At 69.2% G+C, this 25,508-nt stretch carries 27 protein-coding genes and 5 pseudogenes; 25 read left to right on the forward strand and 7 right to left on the reverse strand.

The window, feature by feature from the left end:
* The first annotated feature begins 255 nt into the window (after window positions 1-255).
* Complete coding sequence (locus tag AB0K80_RS22195) at window positions 256-1,515, forward strand: amidohydrolase family protein (protein WP_365672239.1); 1,260 nt, start codon at window positions 256-258, stop codon at window positions 1,513-1,515.
* Between the two features lie 166 nt (window positions 1,516-1,681).
* On the forward strand, window positions 1,682-2,338 hold the full coding sequence (locus tag AB0K80_RS22200; protein WP_365672178.1) for an SDR family oxidoreductase: 657 nt from the start codon (window positions 1,682-1,684) through the stop codon (window positions 2,336-2,338).
* A 19-nt stretch (window positions 2,339-2,357) separates the two neighbouring features.
* On the opposite strand, the gene AB0K80_RS22205 is transcribed toward AB0K80_RS22200, so the two are convergent.
* The gene (locus AB0K80_RS22205) at window positions 2,358-2,570 is read right to left on the reverse strand and encodes a hypothetical protein (RefSeq protein ID WP_365672180.1); all 213 of its coding nucleotides are present in this window, start codon (window positions 2,568-2,570) and stop codon (window positions 2,358-2,360) included.
* Window positions 2,571-2,960: 390 nt separating this feature from the next.
* On the opposite strand from AB0K80_RS22205, the gene AB0K80_RS22210 reads away from it, so the two are divergent.
* The gene (locus tag AB0K80_RS22210; protein ID WP_365672182.1) at window positions 2,961-3,476 is read left to right on the forward strand and encodes a YfbM family protein; all 516 of its coding nucleotides are present in this window, start codon (window positions 2,961-2,963) and stop codon (window positions 3,474-3,476) included.
* A 27-nt stretch (window positions 3,477-3,503) separates the two neighbouring features.
* On the opposite strand, the gene AB0K80_RS22215 is transcribed toward AB0K80_RS22210, so the two are convergent.
* A complete protein-coding gene (locus tag AB0K80_RS22215; protein ID WP_365672185.1) occupies window positions 3,504-4,283 on the reverse strand; it encodes an IS5 family transposase in 780 nt (259 codons plus the stop codon).
* Between AB0K80_RS22215 and AB0K80_RS22220 the strand changes: the two are divergent.
* The 3 pseudogenes from AB0K80_RS22220 to AB0K80_RS22230 all read left to right on the forward strand — a co-directional run.
* Window positions 4,282-4,433: pseudogene (locus AB0K80_RS22220) on the forward strand (IS5/IS1182 family transposase); the annotation flags it as partial. The gene AB0K80_RS22215 and the pseudogene AB0K80_RS22220 overlap by 2 nt on opposite strands.
* 129 nt (window positions 4,434-4,562) lie before the next feature.
* A pseudogene (locus AB0K80_RS22225) lies at window positions 4,563-5,816 on the forward strand (IS256 family transposase).
* Window positions 5,813-6,139: pseudogene (locus tag AB0K80_RS22230) on the forward strand (hypothetical protein); the annotation flags it as partial. The pseudogenes AB0K80_RS22225 and AB0K80_RS22230, both read left to right, overlap by 4 nt.
* Window positions 6,140-6,327: 188 nt before the next feature.
* Here AB0K80_RS22230 and AB0K80_RS22235 read toward each other — a convergent pair.
* Both AB0K80_RS22235 and AB0K80_RS22240 read right to left on the reverse strand, forming a co-directional pair.
* Window positions 6,328-7,353, reverse strand: coding sequence for a hypothetical protein (locus AB0K80_RS22235; RefSeq protein ID WP_365672187.1), 1,026 nt, complete (start codon window positions 7,351-7,353; stop codon window positions 6,328-6,330).
* Between the two features lie 261 nt (window positions 7,354-7,614).
* Entirely contained in the window at window positions 7,615-8,094 is a 480-nt protein-coding gene (locus AB0K80_RS22240) for an Lrp/AsnC family transcriptional regulator (protein ID WP_365672189.1), read from the reverse strand.
* Between the two features lie 289 nt (window positions 8,095-8,383).
* Between AB0K80_RS22240 and AB0K80_RS22245 the strand changes: the two genes are divergently transcribed.
* Both AB0K80_RS22245 and AB0K80_RS22250 read left to right on the forward strand, forming a co-directional pair.
* Window positions 8,384-9,052 carry a haloacid dehalogenase type II gene (locus AB0K80_RS22245; protein ID WP_365672191.1) on the forward strand — a complete coding sequence of 223 codons (669 nt, stop codon included), beginning with the start codon at window positions 8,384-8,386 and terminating at the stop codon, window positions 9,050-9,052.
* A gap of 44 nt (window positions 9,053-9,096) precedes the next feature.
* Window positions 9,097-10,143: a threonine/serine dehydratase gene (locus AB0K80_RS22250; protein ID WP_365672193.1), complete on the forward strand. Its 1,047-nt coding sequence runs from the start codon at window positions 9,097-9,099 to the stop codon at window positions 10,141-10,143.
* A 3-nt stretch (window positions 10,144-10,146) separates the two neighbouring features.
* Here the strand turns inward: AB0K80_RS22250 and AB0K80_RS22255 are convergent.
* Window positions 10,147-10,254, reverse strand: a pseudogene (locus AB0K80_RS22255) (IS5/IS1182 family transposase); the annotation flags it as partial.
* A 34-nt stretch (window positions 10,255-10,288) separates the two neighbouring features.
* Between AB0K80_RS22255 and AB0K80_RS22260 the strand changes: the two are divergent.
* Window positions 10,289-10,738: pseudogene (locus AB0K80_RS22260) on the forward strand (site-specific integrase); the annotation flags it as partial.
* Window positions 10,739-11,128: 390 nt separating this feature from the next.
* On the opposite strand, the gene AB0K80_RS22265 reads toward AB0K80_RS22260, so the two are convergent.
* A complete protein-coding gene (locus AB0K80_RS22265) occupies window positions 11,129-12,022 on the reverse strand; it encodes a YDG/SRA domain-containing protein (protein ID WP_365672196.1) in 894 nt (297 codons plus the stop codon).
* A 304-nt stretch (window positions 12,023-12,326) separates the two neighbouring features.
* Here AB0K80_RS22265 and AB0K80_RS22270 point away from each other — a divergent pair, with 304 nt between their 5' ends.
* The 3 genes from AB0K80_RS22270 to AB0K80_RS22280 all read left to right on the forward strand — a co-directional run bounded on the left by AB0K80_RS22270 (window position 12,327) and on the right by AB0K80_RS22280 (window position 14,965).
* On the forward strand, window positions 12,327-13,481 hold the full coding sequence (locus AB0K80_RS22270) for an ImmA/IrrE family metallo-endopeptidase (RefSeq protein ID WP_365672198.1): 1,155 nt from the start codon (window positions 12,327-12,329) through the stop codon (window positions 13,479-13,481).
* On the forward strand, window positions 13,481-13,981 hold the full coding sequence (locus AB0K80_RS22275) for a DUF4411 family protein (RefSeq protein ID WP_307947227.1): 501 nt from the start codon (window positions 13,481-13,483) through the stop codon (window positions 13,979-13,981). Before AB0K80_RS22270 ends, AB0K80_RS22275 begins: the two co-directional genes overlap by 1 nt.
* A 192-nt stretch (window positions 13,982-14,173) precedes the next feature.
* Window positions 14,174-14,965, forward strand: a complete 792-nt coding sequence (locus AB0K80_RS22280) for an NUDIX domain-containing protein (protein ID WP_365672201.1) — start codon at window positions 14,174-14,176, stop codon at window positions 14,963-14,965.
* Here AB0K80_RS22280 and AB0K80_RS22285 read toward each other — a convergent pair.
* The gene (locus AB0K80_RS22285) at window positions 14,949-16,013 is read right to left on the reverse strand and encodes an XRE family transcriptional regulator (RefSeq protein ID WP_365672241.1); all 1,065 of its coding nucleotides are present in this window, start codon (window positions 16,011-16,013) and stop codon (window positions 14,949-14,951) included. The two genes, AB0K80_RS22280 and AB0K80_RS22285, sit on opposite strands and share 17 nt — an antisense overlap.
* Window positions 16,014-16,659: 646 nt before the next feature.
* On the opposite strand from AB0K80_RS22285, the gene AB0K80_RS22290 reads away from it, so the two are divergent.
* The 13 genes from AB0K80_RS22290 (at window position 16,660) to AB0K80_RS22350 (ending at window position 25,366) form a co-directional block, all read left to right on the forward strand.
* On the forward strand, window positions 16,660-16,926 hold the full coding sequence (locus AB0K80_RS22290) for a DUF6284 family protein (RefSeq protein WP_365672203.1): 267 nt from the start codon (window positions 16,660-16,662) through the stop codon (window positions 16,924-16,926).
* Complete coding sequence (locus AB0K80_RS22295) at window positions 16,923-17,369, forward strand: Pycsar system effector family protein (RefSeq protein ID WP_365672205.1); 447 nt, start codon at window positions 16,923-16,925, stop codon at window positions 17,367-17,369. The genes AB0K80_RS22290 and AB0K80_RS22295 overlap by 4 nt, the downstream gene beginning before the upstream one ends.
* Window positions 17,366-18,223 (forward strand): protein spdB, encoded by an 858-nt coding sequence (locus tag AB0K80_RS22300; protein WP_365672207.1) that lies wholly within the window; start codon window positions 17,366-17,368, stop codon window positions 18,221-18,223. The genes AB0K80_RS22295 and AB0K80_RS22300 overlap by 4 nt, the downstream gene beginning before the upstream one ends.
* A complete protein-coding gene (locus tag AB0K80_RS22305) occupies window positions 18,223-18,570 on the forward strand; it encodes an RRQRL motif-containing zinc-binding protein (RefSeq protein ID WP_365672243.1) in 348 nt (115 codons plus the stop codon). The genes AB0K80_RS22300 and AB0K80_RS22305 overlap by 1 nt, the downstream gene beginning before the upstream one ends.
* Window position 18,571: 1 nt before the next feature.
* On the forward strand, window positions 18,572-18,889 hold the full coding sequence (locus AB0K80_RS22310) for a hypothetical protein (protein ID WP_365672209.1): 318 nt from the start codon (window positions 18,572-18,574) through the stop codon (window positions 18,887-18,889).
* On the forward strand, window positions 18,886-19,065 hold the full coding sequence (locus tag AB0K80_RS22315; RefSeq protein ID WP_365672245.1) for a pRL2-8: 180 nt from the start codon (window positions 18,886-18,888) through the stop codon (window positions 19,063-19,065). The genes AB0K80_RS22310 and AB0K80_RS22315 overlap by 4 nt, the downstream gene beginning before the upstream one ends.
* Window positions 19,062-19,367: a hypothetical protein gene (locus AB0K80_RS22320; protein WP_365672211.1), complete on the forward strand. Its 306-nt coding sequence runs from the start codon at window positions 19,062-19,064 to the stop codon at window positions 19,365-19,367. Before AB0K80_RS22315 ends, AB0K80_RS22320 begins: the two co-directional genes overlap by 4 nt.
* 92 nt (window positions 19,368-19,459) lie before the next feature.
* Window positions 19,460-21,583, forward strand: a complete 2,124-nt coding sequence (locus AB0K80_RS22325; RefSeq protein WP_365672213.1) for an ATP-binding protein — start codon at window positions 19,460-19,462, stop codon at window positions 21,581-21,583.
* Between the two features lie 207 nt (window positions 21,584-21,790).
* Window positions 21,791-22,255 (forward strand): hypothetical protein, encoded by a 465-nt coding sequence (locus AB0K80_RS22330; RefSeq protein ID WP_365672215.1) that lies wholly within the window; start codon window positions 21,791-21,793, stop codon window positions 22,253-22,255.
* 13 nt (window positions 22,256-22,268) lie between these two features.
* Window positions 22,269-22,562 (forward strand): hypothetical protein, encoded by a 294-nt coding sequence (locus AB0K80_RS22335; RefSeq protein ID WP_365672217.1) that lies wholly within the window; start codon window positions 22,269-22,271, stop codon window positions 22,560-22,562.
* Between the two features lie 88 nt (window positions 22,563-22,650).
* On the forward strand, window positions 22,651-23,553 hold the full coding sequence (locus AB0K80_RS22340; protein WP_365672219.1) for a bifunctional DNA primase/polymerase: 903 nt from the start codon (window positions 22,651-22,653) through the stop codon (window positions 23,551-23,553).
* Window positions 23,550-23,981, forward strand: a complete 432-nt coding sequence (locus tag AB0K80_RS22345; protein WP_365672221.1) for a hypothetical protein — start codon at window positions 23,550-23,552, stop codon at window positions 23,979-23,981. Before AB0K80_RS22340 ends, AB0K80_RS22345 begins: the two co-directional genes overlap by 4 nt.
* Complete coding sequence (locus AB0K80_RS22350) at window positions 23,978-25,366, forward strand: phage/plasmid primase, P4 family (protein ID WP_365672223.1); 1,389 nt, start codon at window positions 23,978-23,980, stop codon at window positions 25,364-25,366. Before AB0K80_RS22345 ends, AB0K80_RS22350 begins: the two co-directional genes overlap by 4 nt.
* Window positions 25,367-25,508: the final 142 nt, after the last annotated feature.

Consider the following 25,508-nt stretch of genomic DNA (forward strand, 5'->3'; position numbering starts at 1 on the left):
CGATGAAGACATTACACGGTCGGCAGCCGTTCGCCCAAATCCGTTTCCCCGTGCCCTCCCCCGCCCCTCCCTCGGCCTCCCCCCGGCCCTCGGCAGCCTCGTCAGTCGCCCCTGACCCGCCCCCTTCCACGCGCCGGGGCCACGCCGGTACGACTATTGCGCTCCTCCCCGCGACGGGCGGACGGCCGTCCTAGGCTCGACTCACTCTGCGTGACCACGCGTCCTCCGAGCGCACCCCTGAGCCCCTGGAGCACGATGCCCGACAGCCGGCCGCAGCCACCGCCCCCCTCGTCGTCGCCCTCGCCGTCGCCCGGCTCGGCCGACCCGGGCCCGCTGCTGCTGTGCGGGGCCCGGCTGACCGACGGCCGGACCGTGGACGTCCGGCTGGGCGGCGGGCGCATCGAGGCGGTCGGTACGGCGGGCAGCCTCGCGGCGGACGACGCACGCGCGCGCGTGGACCTCACCGGCTTCCTGCTCCTGCCGGCCCCGGCCGAGCCGCACGCACACGCGGACACGGCCCTGTCCGCCGACACCGACGGGCCGGTCTGCGGCGATCCGCAGGACGTCCAGCGGCGGGCGACGGAGGCGGCCCTGCTGCAGCTCGGGCACGGGGCGACCGCGCTGCGGGCGCACGTGCGCGTCGGCGACGTCCAGGGGCTGGGCGCGCTGACCGCGGTGCTCAGGGCGCGGCGGTCGCTGCGCGGGCTGGTGGAGCTGACGACGGTGGCGGTGCCGCGGATGCTCACCGGGGCGGCCGGGGCGGACGGGCTCGCGATGCTGCGGGACGCGCTGAAGATGGGCGCGTCGGTGGTGGGCGGCTGCCCGGACCTCGATCCCGATCCGACGGGTTATGTGCAGGCCGTCCTGGAGGTCGCCTCCGAGCACGGCTGCCCGGTGGACCTGCACACCGACGCCGCCGACCCGGCGCGGCTGGCCCGGCTGGCGGCGATGGCGGGCGGGCTGCGCCCCGGGGTGACCATCGGCCCGTGCGGGGAGCTGGGCCGGCTGCCCTGCGAGGTGGCCTCGCGCACCGCCGACCAGCTCGCGGCGGCCGGGGTGAGCGTGGTGTGCCTGCCGCAGGGCGGCTGCGGGGGCGTCGACCGGCGGGGCGCCGCCCCGGTACGGCTGCTGCGCGCGGCCGGGGTGCGGGTGGCCGCCGGGAGCGGGGCGCTGCGGGACGTGTCCAACCCGGTGGGGCGCGGCGACCCACTGGAGGCGGCGTACCTGCTGGCATCGCGCCACGGCCTGCCGCCCGAGGACGCCTACGACACCGTGAGCGCCTCGGCGCGGGCGGTGCTGGGGCTGCCCGAGGTGCGGGTGGAGGCCGGTTTCCCCGCCGAGTTGCTGGCGGTGCGCGGGGACCGGCTGGCCGGAGCCCTGTCGCTCGGCTACAGCCGGGTGGTGGTGCATCAGGGGCGCGTCGTGGCGCGGACCAGCGCGGTACGGGAGTTCTGCGGCTCGGCGGCGTCGGGGGAGCCGGGGCTGCCGCGGCAGGGGCGCGGGGAGCTGTCGTAGGGCCTGGCGCGTGGCCGTGAGGGGGGCCGGGGTCATGTCGTAGGGCCTGGCGCGTGGCCGTGGGGCGGGCCGGGGGCATGTCGTAGGGCCTGGCGCGTGGCCGTGGGGCGGGCCGGGGTCCGGCATCGTACGGCGCATGAGGTCGTACGGGCGTACGGTCGAAGGCATGCGCATTGTCATCGCTGGTGGTCATGGTCAGATCGCGTTGCGGCTGGAGCGGCTGCTCGCCGCGCGCGGGGACGAGGCCGCGGGCCTCATCCGCACCCCCGAACAGGCCGACGACCTGCGGGAAGCGGGTGCCGAACCGATCGTGCTGGACCTGGAGTCGGCGTCGGTGGAGGAGGTCGCGGAGCGGCTGCGGGGCGCGGACGCGGCGGTGTTCGCGGCGGGCGCGGGGCCGGGCAGCGGGGCGGCCCGCAAGGACACCGTGGACAAGGGCGCGGCCGTGCTCTTCGCGGACGCGGCGGTCCGGGCCGGTGTACGGCGTTTCGTGATCGTGTCGTCCATGGGCGCGGACCCGGCCCACGAGGGCGACGAGGTCTTCGACGTCTACCTGCGCGCCAAGGGCGAGGCGGACGCGTACGTGCGCGGCCTGGACGCCCTGGACTGGACGATCCTGCGCCCCGGCCGCCTCACGAACGACCCCGGCACCGGGCTGGTCCGGCTGGAGGCGCGCACGGGCCGCGGCCCGATCCCGCGCGACGACGTGGCGGCCGTCCTGGCGGAGTTGGTGGACACGCCCGCGACGGCCGGGCTGACGCTGGAGCTGATCAGCGGGTCGACGCCGGTGTCGGTGGCGGTGAAGTCGGTGGCCGGGAACTGAGCCCGCCTCGGACCGGGCCTCAGAACAGGGGCAGTTGTCCGGGGAACTCGGGGATCACGTAGCCGTCCAGCGACGGTTGCCCGGCGCCGAGCGGGGCGGGCCGACGGGAGCCGGGGCAGGAGGTGAGCTCGCCGTTCTCCCGTGCGCCGGGCGGGTCGTGACGCGCGTACCGTCCGGCGACGACGGCGATCTCGCGGCGGCACTCGGGGCAGGGTCTGCGACGGGACGACATGCAGCCAGTGTGCCCCGGGGCGGGCTGCCCGCACCGCGAGTGCGGGGGTGTTGGGCGGCCGGGGGTGAAGCTCCTACCGGATGCCCGCGCCCTAACGACGAAGATGCCTGAAGGGGTGGAGCCGTGGCGTATCCACGGCGAGCGGCGCGCAGCGACTCACCGAACCCCTACCAACTCCGCTGGAAGGTGGGCCCCGCCCACACACGGAGTCGTTTCTGAACATGGGCCTGGCGGCAAGTCGCCGGGCCCAACTCATCACCGCGGTCCGCGTGGCGAACCCTTCGACGTGGACAGCGGCTTGCCTAAGACCGCCGTTTCTTGTGGCTGTCGAGCAGGGAGTCGACGGACATGGCCGAAGGCTTGTCAGAGCCCGCGGCTAGTGTCGCGCCCATGGGCATCCACTGCGAGTACGTTCGTCTGTCTCCTGCCGAGCTGCGGCGGTCGTTGAGTGATCCTTCCTGGGCACAGGAGCACATCGATGAGCTGGGCGATGCCTGGGCCGAAGGAGAGTCGCGGCCAGCCGAGAAGGCGCCGTTTTTCAGCATCGAGAAGGCGTGGCACAAGCTGCACCACCTCCTTGCCGCCCACGGCGGCATGCCGGTCGACGTCATCCACGGAGGGGCTGAGCTCCCGCTGGAGGACCAGCTGGACTACGGACCCGCCCGTTACCTGAGTCCCGAGGAGGTCGCCCGGGCCGGCGGCTTCCTCGCCGCCACACCGTTCGACGAACTCGCCCGGCACTACGACCTGGCCTCCATGAGCCGTGCCGAGATCTACCTCCTGCCGGAATCCGACGCCGAGGTCCCCGCGGACCTGGACACCCTGCGGCACCGCTACGAGGAGCTGACCCGGTTCTTCTCCGCTGCCGCCACAGCAGGCGACGCCATCGCCCTCATGCTGGTCTGACCCGGCTCCGGCCCTGCCTGGACTGCTTCACCTGGCCAGACGGCGGTAGCCGATGAGGGCGGCGGCGAGGTCGACGAAGGCCAGGAAGTGCTCGGCCGTACGTTCGTAGCGGCGGTGCGGGTGGCGGCAGCCGGCCAGCCGGGACACTGTCCGCTCCACCACCCAGCGGTGTCGGCCCAGCCGGGCAGAAAACTCGATGCCCTTGCGGGCAATGCGGTGGCCGATGCCACGCTGGCTGAGCCATTTCCGCAGGTGGTCGTAGTCGTATCCCTTGTCGGCATGGAGTCTGGCCGGACGTCGGCGACCTGGACCGCGCCGGGAGCGGATGGGTGGGATGCCGCGCACCAGTGGCTTCAGGGCCTGGCTGTCGTGCAGGTTGGCGCCGGAGATGCCCAGTGACAGCGGCAGCCCGTTGCGGTCCGTGATGAGGTGGATTTTCGATCCGTTCTTGCCGCGGCCGGTCGGATTTGGTCCGGTCAATGGCCCCCTTTTTTGCGGCCCGCACGCTGACCGAGTCGATCGCGCACCGCGACCAGTCCAGCTCACCGCGGGCGCCGAATTCGTCCAGGATGATCCGGTGCAGCCGGGCCCACACCCGAGCCCGGCTCCACTGGTCGAAGCGCCGGTAGACCGTGGGCCAGGCCGGCCCGAACACCGGGGCAGTTGCCGCCAGGTGCAACCCGAGGTGGCCACCAAGACGATCGCCGCCAGACATTCTTCCGTGCTTCCACGAGCCTGTTCCGTGCTTCCACGAGGCACGACACACGCCCGGGCGCACGCCCCCGACCGGCGGTACGTCCAGGACATGGCCGACCGTCGCGCGTATCGAAGTGATCTGTCCGATGCCCGCTGGGAGTTGATTGAGCCGGTCCTGTCCGGTGGCGCTTCGAGCGCCGCGGCCGGGCCCTGGACTTCGGTCGGCCGCCCGAGCATGACCTGCGCGAGATCATGGAGAGCAATGCTCAAGACCTGTGGATCGGACTCGGAGGGGTGCCTCGCGGAACGCGGAGGGCGTACCTTCCCGAGTGATCGACTTCTGGTCATCGAGTAGGCCCGCGTTGCAGCGCGGGTCGGGAGGGCACGCCCGTGCTGAGCGTAGTCAACGAGGACGGCACCACCCAGAGCGGCTCCCTGATGGACGACATCGTCCGTGAGGGCGCCCGTCGGATGCTCACCGCGGCCCTGGAAGCCGAAGTCAATCAGTACATAGCCGAGTTGGCGGGCGAGCGGGACGAGGTCGGCCGCCGTCTGGTGGTCCGAAACGGCCACCACCGCGAGCGGACGGTGACCACCGCCGCCGGGCCGATTGCGGTGAAGGCGCCGCGGGTGAACGACAAGCGGGTCGATGGCGAGACGGGCGAGCGCAAGCGGTTCTCGTCGAAGATCCTCGCCCCCTGGTGCCGGAAGTCCCCGAAGATCAGCGAGGTCCTGCCCCTGCTCTACCTGCACGGTCTGTCCTCCGGCGACTTCGTGCCCGCGATGGAGCAGTTCCTCGGCTCGGCCGCTGGGCTCTCGCCGGCCACGGTTCCCCGGCTGACCAAGCAGTGGAGCGACGACCATGCCGCCTTCCAGGACCGAAACCTGTCCGGATCCGACTACGTGTAGGTGTGGGCTGACGGCGTCCACCCCAAGGTCCGCCTCGGCCAGGCCCGCTCCTGCGTCCTGGTCCTCATGGGCGTGCGCACCGACGGCAGCAAAGAGCTGATCGCGCTCGCCGAGGGCCTGCGCGAGTCGACCGAGTCCTGGGCCGACCTCCTGCGTGACTGCCGCCGGCGCGGCATGCGCGATCCCGAGCTCGTCGTCGGAGACGGAGCCATGGGACTGTGGCGGGCTCTGACCGAGGTGTTTCCGCAGGCCAGACATCAAAGGTGCTGGGTTCACAAAACCCGGAACGTGGTCAACGCCCTGCCGAAATCGGCCCAGCCCGGCGCGAAGAAGGCGCTGCAGGAGATCTACAACGCCGAGGACCGTGCTCACGCCGAGAAGGCGGTGAAGGACTTCGGGCGCGCCTACGGCGCGAAGTGGCCCAAGGCCGTCAAGAAGATCACCGACGACGTCGACGAACTACTTGCGTTCTACGACTTCCCGGCCCAGCACTGGGTCCATCTGCGCACGACGAATCCGATCGAGTCGACCTTCGGCACGGTGAAGCTGCGGACCAAGGTCACCCGCGGCGCTGGCAGCCCGGCCGCGGCCCTGGCGATGGTGTTCAAGCTTGCCGAGGCCGCCCAGGCCCGCTGGCGCGCGATCACCGCACCCCACCTCGTTGCCCTCGTCCGCAACGGCGCCCGCTTCGAACGCGGCGTCCTGGTCGAGCGTGAGCAGGACGCCGCGGCATGAGTGAGCGCGAGGAACGCCCCCTGCTGTTCCTGGACGTCGACGGACCTCTCCTGCCGTTCGGCGATGGCCCGCAGCGCGAGCCGTCAGGCACCGCTACAGATTCGCACCTGAAGCGGCTAGACCCGCGCGTCGGGCCTCGCCTCGCGGCACTGCAGTGCGAGTTGGTCCGAGCCACCACCTGGGAGGAGGAGGCGAACACCGACATAGCACCACGGCTCGGCCTGCCACCCCTGCCGGTCGTGACCTGGCCGGAGACCTCTGACGCACATGAACGCGAGGACCAGTGGTTCGGGCTCCGCTGGAAGACTCGAACCCTGGTGGCATGAGCGGCTTTACCGACCGGCGAGCTCACCGGGATGCGCTCAACCTGGGGCGATGCGTCGTGGTCCTGTCAGGGATGGCCTGCTTCCCTCTCGGATGTCGGGCCGCAGGTAGGCACCCTGAGCCTCGCGGCCACCCGGCGTCACGGCATGCCCGCACCGTGACGCCCCGGCTGCACACTGCGGACGGGCTACGTCATCAACTCGATGTGCGGATGCTCGGGCTCCGCCGGGCAGACGAACAGGTGCTGCCGGTAGCCGCTGCCTATCTGGACCCCGGTCGCGTTGTAGCCGCGGTGGCCGGGGTACGGTCCAGCACCTGGGTGGGGGTGCGGAGACCAGCTGTTCCCGGCGTCGTCCCCTTCCTCGAATGTGGCGACGGTCATCAGGACCTCCATGCGGGTGCCGCACTCGGAGCAGGGCTGCGGGCTGGGGTCGGTGGAGTTCCAAGCGGGCCAGCCGCCGACCTTCCAGCCGGGTGCGTTGGACAGCACACAGTCGTAGTACGTGTCCGGGTCCATGTCTTCCTCTGCTGCCTGCGGCACACTCCATTGCTTGAGCTGCTCCCGCAGTTCTTCGCTCAGCTCCAGATGGTCGGGGTACTCGGTGATCTGCTCCGGTTCGAGCACGCACGGTTCCGGTAGATAGCCGTCGAACTGCACTGCGGGCGGCTCGGGGGGCGTTTCGAGGATGTCGGAAACGGCGGCTGCCGAACGCCAGAAGAGCAGGGTTCTGGGCATGATCGGATGATCGAAGGGGCACCACAGAACCTGCAGCAGGTCCTTGCCCTCCGGCGGGCTCAGATCGGGCACATCCCGTACGTACAGCTGCGCGACGGGCAGCATCGCTATGGGGCCGTCGTAGGCTTGGACCGCCAGCCTCACCGGATACGTCCGAGGGGGCCGGATCCGCTCGAGAGTCTCCCGTTCCTCCGGAGTCAGGTCCCGGCCGTGCGAGGCGGCGAAGATCCGTCGTTCCAGCCGCAGATCCGCCGGGGACTGGGCTGGGTTGATGCCGTCCACCACATGCGGTTCCTCGCAGTGCGGCCACGGCTCCTCGGCGGGCCACAGCAGCGGCCCGCCGATCGAGCTGTCGTGCCATGTCGGCGCCCCAGGGCGGGGGTGCAGGCGGGTCGCCGTGCGGGCCAGCGGAGCCAGTTGAGGAAAGACCGTGGCAACGTCGATCGGCCGTGGCGGAGTGACAGGAGTGACATTCATGGCCGCAATCTTGCCAATCGCCTCTGACAACGGCCCTCGTGGTCACCCCACGAAGAGTTCCCGCACGGGCGCCACCCGGGAGAGCGCTACCGCCGATCCGTTGCCATTCGCAGTCCTCGATTAATAGCTGCGGGCCACTCAAGGCCCCTCACGGTGATCCACAGGAATTGACAATTGCTCGATCATGGACGCGCAGCGGCGCAACGAGCAGGTCCCCGTCGACGGTTCCCGCGGCCGAGTCCCACGCGTGAAGCGGGAATGTCAGCGCTTCGGGTGCGGCAACAGCCACGACCGTCGTGGGGTCTCGTTGAGCACCAGGAAGGTGCGGATTCCGGCGATGCCGGAGATACGGCGCAGATCGTTCTCCACGAACGCGCGCAGGTGGTCCGCGTCGCGGAACCTGGCCAACATGATCATGTCGAACTCGCCCGCCAGGTCTGCGGCGAACTCCACTTCAGGCATCTCGTCAAACTTGGATGCGAAGTCCGACCACCGCCAGAACTTCTCCGTGCTCGCCCGCAAGAGCATGACTGCAGCGAGGGATAGACCTACGCCGTAGGGGTCGACAGACACCGTGAGGCTCTGGATGACGCCGGACTCGCGGAGCTGTGCCAAACGCGCATAGGCAGTGCCTCGCGACACTCTCGCTGCCTTGCACAAGTCGGCGATGGGAGCCCGTGCGTCGGCTTGGAGAGCGCCGAGCAGCGCCAGATCGATGTCATCGACGGCAACCTTCGGCACGGTTTCCTCCTCGAGCTCAAACCATGAGCAACGCTCCTGATGCTACCGAACGCGCCATTAGACGATTCTGACTCGAGACGGTCCGGTTGAGCCGATTTGTTCAAGCCGGAAGCCCTATGAGGCGAGTTTGTTCAAGCAGTGGCTGTCCTTCTGGATCGTTCTGGACGGCGCGAAGTAGCTTCCTCGCCCAGATGGCGTGGGCGCATCACCCAACGGAGCGTGGCTCCGACGCGCGCCACCTGACGCCTTCCGGCCGCACGTGCGGTCGTACCCGAGAGGAGAACCGCCGATGATCGACTTCGAGCCGAAGTACATCACCTTCGACATGCACGGCACGCTGATCCGCTGGCACATCGCATCCATGACCCGCGATCTGCTCGCGGACGTCGTACCGGCCGACCAGATGGACGACTTCGTCGAGAGCTTCAAGTGGCAGCGCCTCGACGAGATCTTGGGGCCCTGGAAGCCCTTCCCCGACGTGATCCACGATTCGCTCCGCAAGACCTTGGAGCGGTTCAACCTGCCCTACCGCAGGGACGACAGTCAGGCGATCGTCGACGCCGTCCCAACCTGGGGGCCCTACCCGGAGGTGCCGGAGGCGCTGCAGGCGTTGGCGACACGCTATCCGCTGGTGATCTTGACCAACGCGGCTGACGACCAGGTGATGCGCAACGTCGAGAAGCTGGAAGCGCCGTTCCACGCGGTCTTCACCGCCGAGCAGGCGCAGGCGTACAAGCCCCGCTACCAGGCGTTCGAATACATGTTCAACCAGCTCGGCTGCCGTCCTCAGGACGTCCTGCATGTCTCCGGCAGCCCGCGTCACGACCTGATGGTCGCCACCGACCTGGGCATCAAGCACAAGGTCTTCGTCAACCGCGGATACGAGCTCGGCACGCCCGGTTACGGCTACTACGAGGTCAACCTGCTCTCGCAGGTCCCTCCGCTGCTCGGCCTCTGACCCGCGCTGTCCCGGTCCTGACCGCACGCTTTCCAGGAGCAGCAATGAAGTTCACGCCGGACACCCCGCGTTCTGACCTACAGGTGAGCGACATGGACAGCGTTGGTACGGCGGAGACGGACCTCATCACACTGAGTGATCTCCACGTGGCACAGGTGCGGATCGGCACGACCTGCCTGCGGACGCCGGTACTGCAGCTGCCCCATCCGGCGGGGGCTGGTTCGGTGTGGGTGAAGGCTGAGTCCCTTCAACGGACCGGTTCGTTCAAGCTCCGCGGGGCTGCTAACGCCGTGGCGGCGCTCGGTGAGGTCGGGGGCGCGCGGGGTGTGGTGACCTATTCGGCCGGCAACCACGGCCGTGCCCTGGCCTATGCGGCTCGGAGGGCCGACATCGCGGCGACGGTCGTGATGCCCCAGACGGCTCCCCAATACAAGATCGACGCCACCCGGGCCCTGGGCGCGACGGTGGTGCTCCGGGCGCCGGACGAGATCGTGCCGCATGCCCACCACCTGGCCGACGTCCGCGGCCTGACCGTGGTGCCCCCGTTCGACGATCCTCGCATCATCGCCGGGCAGGGCACCGTCGGGCTAGAGCTGCTCGAGCAGGTCGACGACATCGACACGATGCTGGTACCGGTCGGCGGCGGCGGACTGATGGCCGGAGTGGCCGCCGCAATCAAGAACCAGCGACCAGGCGCGCGGGTGGTGGCGGTCGAACCCGAGCTCGCCGCGGACCTGGCCGAGGGCTTCGCCACCGGGAAGCGGACCGTTTGGTCACGAGAGCTGACCGGACACACGATCGCCGACGGGCTCCGTTCCGCCGCGGTCGGCGAGCTGACCTGGGCTCACATCAAAGCCCTGGTCGACGACGTGGTCACGGTCTCCGAGGAGGCCATCGTCTCAGCGATGCGATGGCTGGCGGAGTGCGGGAAGCTCGTGGTCGAACCCAGCGGAGCCGTTGCGGCAGCGGCCATCCTCGAGCACACCCACCGACTGGGTCGCGGAAACATCGCTGCAATCGCGACTGGCGGAAACATCGATCTCCGCGACTTCGCCGCGCTGGTAACCGCCACCCCGACGCCTGCCGTCTGATCCACGCTGTAGCTGGCCGCGGCGCTCGAAGCGCCACGCGGACAGGACCGGCTCAATCAACTCCCAGCGGGCATCGGACAGATCACTCGGATACGCGCGACGGTCGGCCATGTCCTGGACGTACCGCCGGTCGGGGGCGTGCGCCCGGGCGTGTGTCGTGCCTCGTCTCCGGCGTGGGTGGGGCCTGCTTCGGCTCAGGGAGACCCGCCCGCGTTCCGGCTCAGCGTGGACGGACAGCGGTGAGCCACACGCCAGACGCGGACTGAAGCACCGCCCCGCCGGGCAGTCCGCCACGTGCCGATCCCGCCGAGACTGATGGCGCTGCTGCGCTGGCACGTCACCGCGTACGGCACGGCACCGGACGGCCGGCTGTTCCAGACCAGGCGAGGCGAGCCTATCCAGGACACCGGCTACGGCGAGGTCTGGGCCGAGGCTCGCGCGCGGGCTCTCACCCCGGCTGAGTTCGCGTCGACACTGGCGAGACGTCCAATATGATCTTCGTCACGCCGCGGTGTCGACGTGGCTCAGCTCCGGAGTAGAGCCTCAGCTCGTAGCCGAGCGCGCTGGCCCCAGCATGTCCGTGCTCTTCCGGGTTTAGGCCAAGTTCCTGAAGGACGGCGACGACGCCGCGAACGCCAAGATGCTCGCTCGCCTCAGTCAGTACGGGTGACCGCCCGGAGGGCCCGTCCACGGCGCGTCCACACAGTCCGAGACGGGGCGTCGAACGCGAGGCAGAGCGAGACAGTGCGGCGGCCGCCGGAGGGTACGACAAGGGGCCCGTGACCTGCTGTTGCAGCAGGTCACGGGCCCCTTGTTCCCGTGTGGCGGCGCTAGGATTCGAACCTAGGAAGGCTGAGCCGGCAGATTTACAGCGGGCTCCGCCTATGCCCTGCGACCTGCGGTTTCCCTCTACTAACTCGGTGCCGGGGGACGCCTGGGGGAACAGACACAGATCCGGCCGCCGCGACCGGGTTTCAGTCGCGGCCTACTGGCGCCAGCGTTCCCGGTGGTGGCGGACGCACTCCAAGTCGATCGTGTGCCGAGGGTCGGTTCGCAACGTGCCGGCAGGCTGGCCGCCGCGGATCACCGTCAGGTCGTCTTCGATGACGATGGCGCCGGCGTCGAGCATCACGTGGCAGTTCGGGCACAGGCAGAGGACGTTGCCGGTGGTGTCCGGGCCGTTGTGAGGAGCCCCGAGGGCCCGAATGTGAGCTCCCTCGCTGTAGCTACCGCCAGGGACCTCGATGCGCAGGTCGCAGATCTGGCACCGGTTGTCATGCCACTCCTTTACCTGCCGCTTCACAGCGCTGCTCCGAACGATGCGCTGCACGGTCGAGGTGACGCGCTCCGGGGTCTCATTCCCCGTGACAGCAGCCTCGCCCTCTCCAGGCGTGCTCGGCAGCTCCGGCTGCTGCGTCGTCTGGGGCGTGGGCGTGTCGTCATAGGCTTCAAGGCGGAACTGCCAGATCAGGAAGCCATCGATGCCAAGCTTGCTGCCGTAGTTGGTGACCCGGTACAGACCGTCGTACCGGTACCCGGATGCCGGGGCGTAAGGGGTACCGGCCTGGTAGCCGCGCAGAACGCGGACAGGCAGTCCTTCGAGGTAGCTAGTCACGAGCGCTGCGTTGCCGGAGTCGTCCAAGGTCTGGTCGCTCACCTGGTTGCCGGCGCCGTCCTGGCCACCGTGGCCCGTGTAGACGATGACGTCTCCGTAGTCCTCATCGTCCTTGTAGCCGCCGGACACGACGATGGACTCTGCGCCGGTCTTCTTCGTGCCACAGATGCCTGCCTGCAACGGTCGATGCACACCTGCCTCATGCGCCTGCCTACGCGTGTTGAACTCCTGGCCTGCTACCACATTGGGTACGTCACCGATCATGGCCACAGCCTGACACGCAGCACTGACACTGCCGGAGCAGTTTTGCGGCGGGCTCGCCCGCCATCTGTCATCAGCGGTTTCCCCCGCGTGGCGTCCTCCGGGGGACACCGGCGGAACAGCATGCACTCATCGCCCCAGTTGACTGCGTGCTTACCAGCGTCCACCAGCGCAGTTCAAGCGGTCGCATAGCCAACGCAGCACCTGGGCAGGGACCAACTACGACAGTGACCGTTCCGTAACTGAACGTGGAGTTCGCAGGCATCGCTCTGTTACCTAATCTATGGTCAAGGGGGAGGTGAGGTGCGTGTCCGTTCGCGTCCATGTCGAGCCTGCACTATTGCGCTGGGCAGTGGAGAGGGCTGGTTGGTCGGATGAGGTGATCACCAGACGCGCGCCACGGTTTGACGCGTGGGTGGATGGTCGTATCCGCCCAACTCTGAAGCAGTTGCAGGATTTCGCTGACGCGACTCACACTCCTATCGGCTCGCTGTTCCTTCCAAGCCCTCCGGAAGAGTCAATCCCGATTCCGGACATGCGGACCATTAGGAATCAATCCGTATCCCGACCTTCGGTGGACCTTCTCGATACCATCTATTCGTGCCAGTCTCGGCAAGACTGGTATCGGGACTATGCACGCACTCACGGATATCCAGACCTAGGATTCGTCGGTTCTGCCCGACTGTCGGACGAACCGATGCCCATAGCAGCACGCATCAGGCAACTACTACAATTCGAGATTGAAGACCGCAGCGCTTTCACAACCTGGAAAGAGGCATTGCGTGGACTGATTGACCTGATTGAGAGTGTTGGAGTCCTGGTCATGGTGAACGGAATCGTTGGGGCGGACACTCACCGAAAGCTGAACCCCAAGGAGTTTCGCGGCTTTGCGCTGACCGATCCCATCGCACCCCTCATCTTCGTCAACGGAGCCGACACTAAAGCAGCACAAATTTTCACCATGGTGCACGAGTTGGCTCACATTTTCCTAGGAGAGAGCGCCCTCTCCGACGCAGCTTTGGCGAAGCCAACAGATAACGATGCAGAACTATGGTGCAATCGTGTAGCAGCGGAAACACTCGTCCCCATGGCGGATCTGCGCAGGGAGTTCCGAGGCGATCCGACAGTACCGGAACTGAACCGTCTCGCCCGCCGATACAGGGTCAGCACACTGGTGGTACTGAAACGCATCTTTGACGGCAGGTTCCTGACGTGGGATGACTATCAGCAGCGGTACGCAGAGGAACTGCGGAGGGTGATGGCTCTACTAAAGGCCGGAGAAGGCAGTTCTGGGGGAGATTTCTACAACACTCACCCATTGCGACTGAGTCGCCAGTTTGCCCGCGCAGTAATTACCGACACACTCGAAGGTGGAACTCAGTTCCGGGACGCCTACAAACTACTGGGAACCAAAAAGCACCAGACTTTCCAGAATCTCGTTGAGAAAATTGGAGCCGCTTGATGTACCTCGTTGACTCCAACGTGCTCATCGAGGCAAAGAACCGCTACTACGCTTTCGATATAGCGCCGGGATTCTGGACATGGCTCGATTACGCTCACACTAATAACATCGTATGCAGCATCGAACCTGTCCGTGACGAACTGATCGAAGGGGACGACGAACTAGCCGGATGGGCACGAGGCCACGCCCAGTTCTTCCGGCCGATCGATCCCGAGACCACGTCACACTTCGGCCCACTCACCACTTGGGCCCAGTCGAAGAAATACACGGCAGCGGCTCTCCAGGAGTTTCTAACCAATGCTGCGGACTTCTTCCTGGTTGCCTATGCCGCTGCTCACAGCCACACACTGGTTACGCATGAGCAGCCGCGACCGGAAGCAAGGAAGCGTGTCCTTATCCCCGACGCCTGCCAGGCAATGGGGGTCCGGTACGCGAACACGTTCATGATGCTTCGCAGCACCAATGTGCGACTCGACCTGCAACTCCCCGCGGCTTCTTAGTGGCAGCTTCGTCCGCCTCAGTGGACGGGTGGAAGGTCTCCTGGGGCAGACGTCAGGTCGGGAACCATACGCTCCCAAGCGCACCGACGGTCCTTGGTCCACATTCGCCAAAGAAGCAAGCAGCCCGGAGGCAGCGTGTCACTGGCCCGCTAAGCTGGTACGCACCACTTCAGAACGGAGAGTGCTCCGCGGATGGGACCGAAGACGACCAAGGTCTACGAGACGATTCGACAGAGGCTTGCCGAGGGCGTGTACGGCGGGCCCGGCGACAAGATCCCCTCTGAACGATCATTGTCCGAGGAACTCGGCATCGGTCGGACCGCACTGCGCCAGGTTCTGGCACGGCTGGTATCCGAGGGCGCTTTGGAGGTTCGCGGGCGCAGCTCATACCGAGTGCCGGGCGCTGTGAGCGTCAAGACGCCGGACGGTCTGGAGCCGTGGCGTATCCACGGTGAGAGGGATCTCTACGACAATCGGTGGGTGAAACTCCAGCTTTGGGACGTGGAGCCCCCTGGTGTGGAGCGCTTCGAGCACCATGTGGTGAAACTTCAGCATGTAGCCATCACGGCTGTACTGGACGACCAGGATCGCGTGCTGATGATGTGGCGGTATCGGTTCGTACCGCAGCGTTTCGGGTGGGAACTGCCCGGCGGCATCGTTGACGAGGGTGAGTCACCGGCGGACACAGCCCGGCGCGAGGTCGAGGAAGAGACCGGGTGGCGTCCGAAGAACCTTGAGCACGTCGTCACCTATCAGCCCATGGTCGGAATGGTCGACTCGCCACACGAGATCTTCGTAGCCCACGGGGCGGAGAAGGTGGGCGAGCCCACGGACCTTGAGGAAGCCGGCCACATCGACTGGGTGCCCCTCGCTGACATTCCGGGCCTGATGGCCCGCGGCGATCTGCTGGGATCAGGGACGCTCGTTGCTCTGCTGCATCTGCTCGCCGCGAAGGGCAAGGGCAGTCTTACAGCCGCTCGCTGAGGCGGTCGACGCGCCGGCGGTGCCGCACCGACCCAGTGCGGCTCGCCAACAGCTTGGCCTGCCGGAGATGTGTCCTGGCGTCGTCGTACTCGGCACGGGCCATGTGCGCCTGTGCCAGGTCGGCATGGAGCCCGGCACGCGCTCGGACGAAAGTTGGGTCCATCACCTCAAGGGCGTCGTACAGGCTGGTTACGGCCCCGCCGTCGCCGAGCAGTCCGAGCACGTTCCCGTGCCACCGCGTGAGATGGGCGCCGTTCAGGAAGATGCTCAGCATGTCCGGGTCCCGATCCTCGAGGCCCGGCGGAATCGTCCTCATGGCGGCGTCTAGTGCCCGCTTGCAGTCGTCGACCATCCCGGCATGCGCGCAGAGCTCGGCTTCCGCCGCGTACAGCCACGCCCGCAAGCGGGGCGACCCCGCTTGCCCAAGGGCCCGCTGAGCGTCGCGCACGAGGTCGACGCCCATTGCCGGCCGCCCGGCATCGCAGAGCACGTAGGCCTGTTCCCCCATGGCATGAGCCAGGTACATGGGCGCCTCAGCGTCGCGGGCGGCCCGTTTCGCCAACTCGTAGTGACGCCAGGCGCGTTCGATAGCGCCACTATCGATTGCCTGCCACGCCGCGAGGGTAGAGGCACCCGCCAGAGCGAGCGCCACGGGGCGACGTGCGGCGGGTAACACCGCGAAGTTCAAGGCTTCTTCCAGGGCGGCAAGGTGCCCCGTCATCTGGTCGACCAGCCCCGCAGCACCGCGCTGGCGGTCCATGGTGCGCAGTAGCTCCGTCTGATCGTTGAACGCCTTCACCATGGAAGCGCTCACGCTGCTTGCGGAGTCGATGCGGCTCAAGAGGTCGTCGTATCCGTCCGCCACAAGAGGTGCCGGCGGCTCTGCGACGCCCCGCAGCTCTGCGTCTGTTACGCCGAGAAGGTTGCGCAGGATGGCTGCGTACCGGTCGGAGATGGGCCGCCGGCCGTTCTCCCACTCGGATACGTAGACCCGCAGGCTCGCGGTCGACGCAACGTCGGCGAGGTTCCGCCGTGCGTACTGCTCGATTTCGCGGATCAGTCGCTCTTGAGACCAGCCGCGCGCCTTGCGCGCGTTCCGCAGCCCTATCTCTGCGCTCACCAGGCACCCCGTTCAGCGTAGGTCGCGATCGCTCTTAATTCATGGTGCCTCACATCGCCGCTGGTCAACAGGGGTTAACACCGGACCTAACCCCGTTGCTGTGAAGGTCAGTTGGCTGCCGCAACCCCCCTTTCAGGCGGTCTGCTGGAGGTGCACCGCGAGGGGTGGTCACCACTCAGTTCGCCGAACCACCTTGACTCTGGTGCGCACCAGATGCACTCTACTGGTGCGCACCAGTTATCGGAGCTGGCCTCCGATTCGCCGTGCGTGGACGCCGCCCAGAGGGCTCTGAAGGGGCTCGAAGGAAGCGCAGGCACCTTGAGAACTGAACACAGGGAACTGCCGGTAACCCGTGGTCCGCCTGCCCGAAGGGGTCGGAAACAAGGCGGAGAAGACCGGCGTGCCCCGCACGGAAGCCTGACCGGTTCGAGTCCGGTCCGGGGCACTTCGGCCGCTACTCAGCGGCTGCACCGCGTGTCTCACGCGGTTTTCCCTCAACGGCGCGCACCCCCCGGAGTAGCCGCTCCGAGGGGTGCTGTTCGGGCCGTTCACCCTTCGAGAGGAACACGACCCAATGAGCCACATCGTCACTGTTCAGGACGCTGTTACCGCGTTCGCCGACTTCATGGAGCCGACGAACGCGGAGCTGGACGCGGTCGAGCAGGAGATGCCGCTGATCCTGGCGGAAGTCGACCTGCTGGACGCGCAGATCATCACGCTCGACCGCACCCCGAGCGAGCTGGACGCCCGCCGCATCCGCCGGGCCCGCCGCCGCGTGCTCGCCGAGCGGGCCGCGCTCGCCAACCGCACCGCTGCGGTGCAGCCGGGGGGTGCCGCGTGAGCACCACCGACCCGAAGCTGACCGCCGCGCACGCCGAGGTGAAGGCGGAGATCGCGCGGACCGACACCAAGACGGCGCTGCTGCTGGCGTTCGTCGGCGCGGTCCTCGCCGGTGCTTGGACGGCCGCCCGCGACCTGCCCATGAACCTGCCCGCCTACGCCGCGGGCGGTCTCGGAATGGCGCTGCTGGTGGCGGCGGCTGGTCTGCTGCTGCGCTCGACCCGGCCGAACCTGCGTGGCCGGCACGGCTTCCCGCTGTGGGCCACCCTCACCCCCGAGCAGATCAGCGAAGCGGTCGCCGGGGACCTGGCCGCCGATATCGCCGGGCTGTCCCGGCTCGCGGTCGCCAAGTTCACCTGCCTGCGCCGCGCGGTCGACCTGACCCTGGTCGGCGGCGGCCTGCTCGTCCTCGCGGTCGTGCTTGCGCTGGGAGGTGCGGCATGAGGGCCAAGACCGTGCTGCCCGCCGTGGCGATGACGGCCGTGTCCATGGTGCTCACCCTGGCCGTGGTCATGATGTGGCTGGGGACGGCGGTGCAGTGGCCGGTGGCCCTGGTCGTCGGTCTCGGGATCGACGGGGGATGGCTGGCCACCCTCGCCTACGAACGTCGCCTGGCCGCGCAGGGCGACCACAACCCGGCCGTGACGGCGGTGGGGTGGTCGTTCGGGCTGATCGCAACTGGGGTTCTGGTCGCGCACGCGCTGAGCGTGGACCACTCCGTGGCCGCGTGGCTGGCTGTCGCCTGGCTGCCCCTGGCGGCCAAGGGCCTGTGGCTGGTTCACGGGCTGTGGGAGCGTACCGCGCTGACCGCGACGGCGCTGGACGCGATCCGGGGCATTCAGCAGGAGGCCCGCGATGAGGCGGCCGTGGCCCGGGCCCGGCTGCGGGCGGAGGCGGCCACCGAGGAGACGCGGCTGACGGCCGTGACGCAGGCCGGGGCCCGCGTCGCGCGCGTCCAGGCCAGGACCGCGCAGACCCTGTCCGAGGCGTGGTCGACGCTGGAGACGGCGCGCAAGGGCGAGGAGACCGGCAGGGCACTGACCTGCGTGACGGGCCGCGTCACACCCGGTGTCACGCCCCGCTGGGAGCTGCCCGTGTGGGGCCCGATGGAGCCGGTCCCGTCGCTGGAAGCGGGCCCCTCGCTGACCGATGACGCGTTGGACGCGCTGGTCGACCAGATCCGTCACAGCGAGACCCCGGCCCTGTCCTACCGCGAGATGGCCGCCCGCTTCCGGGCCGCCGGTCACTCCGCCTCCGAGGTACGGCTGCGGGCCGCGTGGAAGCGCGTGGTCGCCTGATGGGGGCGCTGCCGGTGTTCCGGTGGCGCCTGGCCCCGGACGGATACGCCACCCGCCGCCAGCTCCGCGCCCGCGGACTGCGGCCCGGAGGCCAGGGCGTCGCAGCCCAGCTCGAACGGCCCCGGCGCCGCCGGCCGCCGCTGGTCGCCTACCTCTACCGCGTCGACCTGGCCAAGCCGGTACGGCCGATGACCCCCGCGAAACGCGCGGCCCTGGACAGGGCCAACGCCGCGCGCCGCAGGTGCCAGGAGTGCGGCCGGGATGCCGGATACGTCATCCCGCCCTCGCTCGGCATGTGCGTGCCCTGCGCCTACCCCGACCCTTCCGAAGCTTTGAGGAGTGCCTGACATGGGCAAGCCCGACACCCGCCGCCTGGACCGCGCGATCCGGGAAGCGACCCGCAAGCTGGACGCGGTCCGTGAGCGTGAGATGTGGCCGCTGAACGGTTCTGAGCGGCGCGCGATCGTGGCCGCGATGGCCGGCGGCTCCTACCGCGTGCTGCGGGGCCGCTCCACCGACCGCGCCGACCGCCGACTGGAGAGCGCGTGGAGCGCGGCCGAGACCCGGCTGATCGCGGAGATCACCGCTCTGCACACCGAGCGGCAGCGCGTTGTGAACGAGGCCGCCGCCGCCAAGTCCGCCAAGAAGTCGTCCGGGTGGTGGTGACCGTGGCCAAGCCGCTGGAGACCCCGCCGGGGCAGTGCCCGCAGTGCTGGCGGCACGCCTACGACAAGAGCGTGCATGGTCGCCTGGGCCCGCGTGAGGACTGCCCGCAGTGCGTGGACCACATGGTCAACGGCTGCCCGTACATCGTGCCCAAGAAGAAGTCGAGCTGGTGGTGAGCGTGAATCGCCGCTGTCCCGCCGCCCACCCGGACGACCCCACCGCGTGTGACGGCCCGGTCGCGGTGACCGTGCTGGACGCCGGGGGCGCCGGCGCCGATGGGTGCGAGCACCACGCCGCCCGCCTGCTGGCCTCGCTGCACCGGGGCCGTGTCTACGCCCTGCCGCACGCGGCCGATGGTGCCGCCCTGCGCGTCTTCAAGGCCGCCGATGGCACCCGCCCGTTCTGCTGGCTCGACGGTCCGCGCACCGAGCCGTCCCAGCTCAGCCACGCCGAGAACCGCGCACGGCACGGCGACTGAGCCCGCGTCAGCCCCGCCCGCGCTCGATGCCGGGCGGGGCGCCCCTCCCTCAACTTTCCGCCCCTGTCAGGGCAGTCAGGAGTGTGCCCACCATGGGTGACAACGTCGTTCACCTGCGCAAGGACAACGACCCTTCTACCGATCCGGCCACCGTGACCACGCTGACCGTGGTCCCCGCCCCGGCCCCGCCCGTTCCCGTGCCGCTGTGGGTGCGCTCCGGCCGTGCGGTGAAGCGGGCGGTGACGCACGAGCGCACCACCACCGCCGTGCGCGCGGTGGCCCGCCACGGCCTCTACACCCTCAACGGCGGCCGGATCGTGGCCCGCCGCACCTGGGACGGCCGCACCGGGGCCCGCTACGAGCGCATGCTGCGCGCCGCCGAGGCCGCCGGGAACTACGAGGTGGCCCAGGAGTGGGAGGAGCGCTTGCAGCGCTTCCGCGAGGCCCGCCACCGCCGCCGTATGGACCTGCTGCACTCCCCCGTCGACGCAGCCAAGGGCGTGGCGGTCGGTACCGGCATGGGCATCGGCACCCTGGTCGCGCTGGGGGTCGTGCTGGCGGTCGCCAACAAGGACGTGACGGACGTGATCACCCCGCTCACGGCCACGGTGGAGTTCATCGCCCTGCTCATCCGCATCGTTCAGATCGTGTGGGGACCGCTCATCTCGATCGGCCCGTTCCTCGCGCTGCTCGCGCTGTGGGCGGTGGGCCGCAGCCAGCAGGCCGCACCCCAGTGGGCGCTGCCGGCCAACGTCCGCTCCGGTGAGGGCGAGCCGATCACGCCGTCCATCGTCGTCAAGGCCCTGCGCGACCTGGGCATCCCGGCCCTGCGCAACGCCATCAAGGAGATGGGCGATGCGGGCGCGTCCATGCTCGGGCCGATCCGGATCGCCGGGTGCGGTGTCGAGGTGGATGTGACCCTGCCGTCCGGGGTGTCCACGGTCGAGGTGCAGCAGCGGCGCCGCAAGCTCGCCGAGAACCTCACCCGGCACGAACACGAGGTGTTCATCACCATCCCCGAGGCCGCCCGCACGGTCAGGCTGTGGATCGCTGATTCAGGGGCGCTGGATGAGCCGATCGGCCCGTCCCCGCTGGTCACCGACGAGACGCTGACCGCGAACTACAAGAGCGGCAAGGCGCCGTGGGGTCAGGACCTGCGCGGCGACGCTGCCGCGCTGAGCCTGTATCAGCGCCACCTGCTCATCACGGGTCTGTCCAACCAGGGCAAGACAGCCTCGCTGCGGGCGCTCGCCCTGTGGGCGTGCCTGGATCGCACGGTGGAGTTCCGAATCGCCGACCTCAAGGGCGTGGGCGACTGGGCCATGTTCGACGGGCTCGCCACGGTGCTGATCCAGGGGCCGGCCGATGAGCAGGTCATCGAGGCGACCGAGATGGTTGAGGGCTTGGTCGAGGAGATGAACCGCCGGATCGACGCGCGTCGGGCCGACCCCAAAGCCGTCTTCCCGCCGCTGATCGGCATCGTGGACGAGGCTCAGGTGGCGTTCATGTGCCCGGTCAAGGACGAGGACGGCCGCCCCTACGGCGGCTCCAAGGCCACCTCCCGCTACTTCATGGCCGTGCGCAAGGTCCACAACCAGGGCCGCGCCGTGGACGTGATCCTGTGGGAGGGCACCCAGGACCCCACCGACCAGAACCTGCCCAAGCTGGTCCGCGAGGGGGCCCACACCCGCGCCGCGCTCGCGCTGGGCACCGAGCAGCAGTCGCGGATGGCGCTCGGGGACAAGGCCGTGGACGGCGGGGCCGCGCCGCACCTGCTGCGCCAGGGACTGGACAAGGGCACTTTGGTGGTCGCCTCGGACGGTATCGACATCCCGGCCGGGCAGGCGTCCATCACTGTGCGCACGCACTACATCGACGACGAGCAGGCCAAGGCCATCACCGACCGGGCCAAGGCCCTGCGCGGCAGCGTCGCCACCGTGCACGCCATCGACCGCGGCGAGCAGCGCGACCCGCTCGCCGACATCGCCACCGTCCTGGGCAACGACTCCCGCGTGCGCACCCAGGAGGTCATCACCCGGCTCGCCGCGCTGAACCCGGACGCCTACAGCGGCTGGTCGTTCATCGACCTCAAGCGTGTCCTGGACGACGCCGGCGCCGAGCCCTACAAGTCGGACGGCCGCATGGTCGTCTCCCGCGACCGCGTCGCCGCCGCGCTCGCCAACCGCGACACCGAGGGTTCCGCTTCCGCCTCCTGACGGCAGGGAGCCGACCCCGCGCGGGTCAGGGAGGAAGGGAGAACTCCCTACCCTCCTCCCTGACCCGCCTCCCTGGCCCTGACCTGCACGAATGATCGTTCAGGGAGTCAGGGAGGACCGCAGGTCACACCCCCGGAACACCCCTCCACACGGCACCCCGAAGGGGGTGCCCCAACCTCCCTGGCCATGCGCCGGAAGGGATTCCGCATGTACCCCGACCACACCCACCACCCGCCCACCGAACGGGCCGTGGAAGTCCACCAGCCGACCCCGCTCCCGCCCCTCCCCGCCCATCCGGCGCCGGCCGTGCCGGTGCAGCCGGGCACGGTCCCGGCCGTGGCGAGCATCGTCCTGCCGGACGGACGGGTCGTCACCGGCTACGCCATCGACCCCGCCCGCCCGGAGCCGGTCACCGCCAAGCCGGCCGTCTCCCGTACGGCCGTGAACGTCGCCCTCGGGGGTGTGGGGTTCCTCGCGGTGTGCGGCGGCCTGCTGCTGCTCACCTCGTTCATCGCGGCCCTGACCGCGTTCGTCACCCAGCTCATCACCCTCGCGGCCGTGATCTTCGGCGGCTGGATCGCCGTGCAGGTGTTCAGCGCCGGCGACCGGAGGGGCGGGACCACGGTCCACATCCGCAAAGCGATCTTCAAGCGCAACCACTTCCACGGCTGACAGGACAACCACTGTGCTGCGACTGCGTATCCAGCTCACCGACTGGCCCCGACGCGCGCTGGTCCTCACCGACACCCCCCGCCCCGGCTGCCCGGAATGCGGCGGGGAGGGCGGTACCAACCGTGACTACGGAGACCCCTTCACCGGCGAGTACGCCGGAACCGAGTGGGAGCCCTGCGCCTGCTGGGACGAGAACCGCCGCTGGCCCCTGCTCCCGCTGCCGCGCCTTCCCCGCCGGCTGCGCCGCCGCGACCGCGGCCGCGACCCGTGGTCCCCCGGCGGCTACAGCAACGAACCGCCCTTCTAGCTACGCCAAGGGCGGCCCCCACATCTCGCCAAAGACCCGGGGCCGCCCTTGCCAACCAGAACCCTGCAAGGAACTGGAGACCTCCAGCATGACCCATGACCCCCGATCCGTGCTGCTCCATGCAGCACTGGACGCCGCTCAACGCGGCTGGCACGTCTTCCCCCTCCGACCCGGCAGCAAGGTCCCCGCCCTGCACGGCGAAAAAGCCTGTCCCCACACCGGGCCCTGCTCGGGCGGGCACGTGAAGTGGGAGCAACGGGCCACCACCGACCCCGACCGCATCCGGGCCGCCTGGTCTCGGGCGCCGTACAACGTCGGTATCGCTACCGGCCCGTCAGGACTGGTCGTCATCGACCTGGACACCCCAGAACACACGGGCAGTTCGGACGCGCCTGACGGCGCGGCGACCTTCGCGGCGCTCTGCGAGCGCGCCGGGCACGCCGTCCCGACCACCTACCGCACCCGGACCGCGAGCGGTGGAACACATCTGTACTTCACCGCCCCGCCCGACGTGCGACTGCCCAACACCGCTGGCACGGTCGCCGATTCGGTCGACACACGCGCCTGGGGCGGGTACGTCGTAGCCGCCGGCAGCATCACCCCGGCGGGACGGTACGAGGCTCTGTGCGGCTCTGAGACGGCTTCTCTGCCCGGCTGGCTGCTGAGCATCCTCCGCCCCGCCCCCGCGCGCCCCGTGGGCCCGTTGCGGCTGCCTGCGGTCGACGGCAGCCGCGCCGCCGTGGCCGCGCTGGCAGCCGAATGCGCCGTCGTGGCTTCGGCGCCGGACGGGCTGCGGAACACGACGCTGAACCGCAGCGCGTTCAAGGTGGGCCGGTTCATCGCCTGGGGCGACCTCCCCCGGCACGTGGCAGAGGAGGCCTTCCAAGAGGCTGGGGAAGCGGCGGGACTCACCGCTGCCGAGTGCCGCGCCACGATCCGCAGCGCCCTGAACAGCTCCCTGCGCACCGCCCGTCCCCGGGAGGTGGCATGACCACCCCCACCACCCCCCTCTTGGAAGGCCAAACCGCACCCCCGCCCAGCCCCCGCGCCGCCCGGCTGCCCACGCCGCAGACGGCCGCGGGCGAGCCGAAAGGCGCCGCCCGTAAGGGCGTCGTAACTGCTCTTCGCTCTGAGCGATTCCGCAGCGACGAGGCACGCGACGCCACGCACGACCCGACGCCGGGCCGGCCCGGTATCCGCATCTACGCCCCGCCGGTCTACCGCCATCACTGGGACGGAGCCCGCTGGTCCAAACGCCACGGCGACACTCCCACCGCCGCATACGCCTGCTCTTGCGGGCAGACCGGCAACGCCACGGGACCCCACCACGTGGCGGCCCTGGTCGCCGAGTACGACGCCCACAAGTCCGGCTGCACGCAGGCTTCCACGATCCCCCAGGAAGGGAGGACAGCCGCATGACCGGAGCGGAAGAACTGCCCGCGCCCTCCAACCCCCTGGCCGTCGCCCGGCGCCTCCTGCCGGACTGGCAAACCGAGGACGGGCAGCTCGTGTGCCGACGCTGGCGCGGCTCATGGATGCGCTGGACCGGTACCTCCTGGCGCGAGCTGGACGAAGCGCAGATGCGCGCCGCCCTGTACACCCGCCTGGAACATGCCCTCTACAGCGCCCCCGGCAAGGACGGGCAGCCGGAACTGCGCGACTGGGCCCCGACGAAACAGAAGATCAGCAACCTTCTCGACGCACTCGGAGCCATCACCTTGCTGCCCACCGACACCGACGCCCCCTCCTGGGTCGACCAGAACGGCGAGGCAGAGCCGGACGACAGTCCGATCGTGGCCTGCTCCAACGGCCTGCTCCGCATCCGGGACCGGGCGCTGCTGCCGCATGGGCCCGGCTTCTTCAACCTGGTCTCCGTGCCCTTCCCGTACGACCCGGAAGCGACCGCGCCCACCTGGGAGCGGTTCCTGACGCAGGTCTGGCCGGACAACCCCGAGGCCATCGCCGCCCTGCAGGAGTGGTTCGGCTACGTCCTGTCCGGCCGGACCGACCAGCAGAAGATCCTGCTCATGGTCGGCCCGTCCCGGTCCGGCAAGGGCACCATCGCCCGCGTGCTCAAGATGCTGGTCGGCAAGGAGAACCTCGCCGGCCCCACCTTGGCCGGTCTGGGCACGAACTTCGGGCTGTCCACGCTGGTCGGCAAGCCGCTCGCGGTCATCTCGGATGCCCGGCTGTCCGGCAACGACAACAGCCAGGTCGTGGAACGGCTGCTGACCATCTCCGGTGAGGACACCATCGACATCGACCGCAAGTACCGCCAGCCCTGGACCGGCAAGCTGCCCACCCGGCTGATGATCCTGTCCAACGAACTGCCCTACTTCGGCGACTCTTCCGGGGTCATCGCCCGCCGCTTCATCGTCCTGAACATGACGGTCTCCTGGCTGGGCAAGGAGGACCCCACCCTCACCGACCGTCTCGCCGCAGAGATGCCCGGCATCATCAACTGGGCCCTCGACGGACTGGCCCGACTGGAGGCCACAGGACGGATCACAGAACCGTCCTCCAGCCGCGAAGCGGTCACCACCATGCAGGACACCGCCTCACCCACGTCCGCGTTCATCCGTGAGCGCTGCACCACAGGACCCACGTGCAGCGTGCCCGTAGACACCCTGTGGGCCGTCTGGCGCGAATGGGCCGAGGACAACGGCGTGAAGGCGGTCGGCACCAAGCAGATGTTCGGCCGCAACCTGCTCTCCGTCATCCCTCAACTCAGCCGGACCCGCCCCCGAGACGCGTACGGCCGACAGGTCGCCACCTACAACGGGATCACCCTCAAGCAGTTCTAACCACATCAGCCTGAGTCGTGACTCATCGCGACTCAACCCCCTCAGAGCCGCGGGGGGGGGGGGGGGGTGGCGGCCCACGCCCAAGGTACAAAAACCACCCACCCGGCCATAGGGCCCCGGGGGGGGGGTGAGTTGAAGCACC

It is taken from the genome of Streptomyces sp. NPDC052682, assembly GCF_040678435.1.
Classification (GTDB): domain Bacteria; phylum Actinomycetota; class Actinomycetes; order Streptomycetales; family Streptomycetaceae; genus Streptomyces.

Excerpts from the sequence above, each read along its gene's own strand:
- AB0K80_RS22235 (WP_365672187.1), bottom strand. The coding sequence starts at position 7,353 with ATGAATGTCACTCCTGTCACTCCGCCACGGCCGATCGACGTTGCCACG.
- AB0K80_RS22265 (WP_365672196.1), bottom strand. The coding sequence starts at position 12,022 with ATGATCGGTGACGTACCCAATGTGGTAGCAGGCCAGGAGTTCAACACG.
- AB0K80_RS22305 (WP_365672243.1), top strand. The coding sequence starts at position 18,223 with ATGGGGGCGCTGCCGGTGTTCCGGTGGCGCCTGGCCCCGGACGGATAC.
- AB0K80_RS22250 (WP_365672193.1), top strand. The coding sequence starts at position 9,097 with ATGAAGTTCACGCCGGACACCCCGCGTTCTGACCTACAGGTGAGCGAC.
- AB0K80_RS22200 (WP_365672178.1), top strand. The coding sequence starts at position 1,682 with ATGCGCATTGTCATCGCTGGTGGTCATGGTCAGATCGCGTTGCGGCTG.
- AB0K80_RS22205 (WP_365672180.1), bottom strand. The coding sequence starts at position 2,570 with ATGTCGTCCCGTCGCAGACCCTGCCCCGAGTGCCGCCGCGAGATCGCC.
- AB0K80_RS22350 (WP_365672223.1), top strand. The coding sequence starts at position 23,978 with ATGACCGGAGCGGAAGAACTGCCCGCGCCCTCCAACCCCCTGGCCGTC.
- AB0K80_RS22215 (WP_365672185.1), bottom strand. The coding sequence starts at position 4,283 with ATGTCCTGGACGTACCGCCGGTCGGGGGCGTGCGCCCGGGCGTGTGTC.
- AB0K80_RS22300 (WP_365672207.1), top strand. The coding sequence starts at position 17,366 with ATGAGGGCCAAGACCGTGCTGCCCGCCGTGGCGATGACGGCCGTGTCC.
- AB0K80_RS22210 (WP_365672182.1), top strand. The coding sequence starts at position 2,961 with ATGGGCATCCACTGCGAGTACGTTCGTCTGTCTCCTGCCGAGCTGCGG.
- AB0K80_RS22340 (WP_365672219.1), top strand. The coding sequence starts at position 22,651 with ATGACCCATGACCCCCGATCCGTGCTGCTCCATGCAGCACTGGACGCC.
- AB0K80_RS22290 (WP_365672203.1), top strand. The coding sequence starts at position 16,660 with ATGAGCCACATCGTCACTGTTCAGGACGCTGTTACCGCGTTCGCCGAC.
- AB0K80_RS22275 (WP_307947227.1), top strand. The coding sequence starts at position 13,481 with ATGTACCTCGTTGACTCCAACGTGCTCATCGAGGCAAAGAACCGCTAC.
- AB0K80_RS22195 (WP_365672239.1), top strand. The coding sequence starts at position 256 with ATGCCCGACAGCCGGCCGCAGCCACCGCCCCCCTCGTCGTCGCCCTCG.
- AB0K80_RS22280 (WP_365672201.1), top strand. The coding sequence starts at position 14,174 with ATGGGACCGAAGACGACCAAGGTCTACGAGACGATTCGACAGAGGCTT.
- AB0K80_RS22310 (WP_365672209.1), top strand. The coding sequence starts at position 18,572 with ATGGGCAAGCCCGACACCCGCCGCCTGGACCGCGCGATCCGGGAAGCG.
- AB0K80_RS22330 (WP_365672215.1), top strand. The coding sequence starts at position 21,791 with ATGTACCCCGACCACACCCACCACCCGCCCACCGAACGGGCCGTGGAA.
- AB0K80_RS22245 (WP_365672191.1), top strand. The coding sequence starts at position 8,384 with ATGATCGACTTCGAGCCGAAGTACATCACCTTCGACATGCACGGCACG.
- AB0K80_RS22325 (WP_365672213.1), top strand. The coding sequence starts at position 19,460 with ATGGGTGACAACGTCGTTCACCTGCGCAAGGACAACGACCCTTCTACC.
- AB0K80_RS22345 (WP_365672221.1), top strand. The coding sequence starts at position 23,550 with ATGACCACCCCCACCACCCCCCTCTTGGAAGGCCAAACCGCACCCCCG.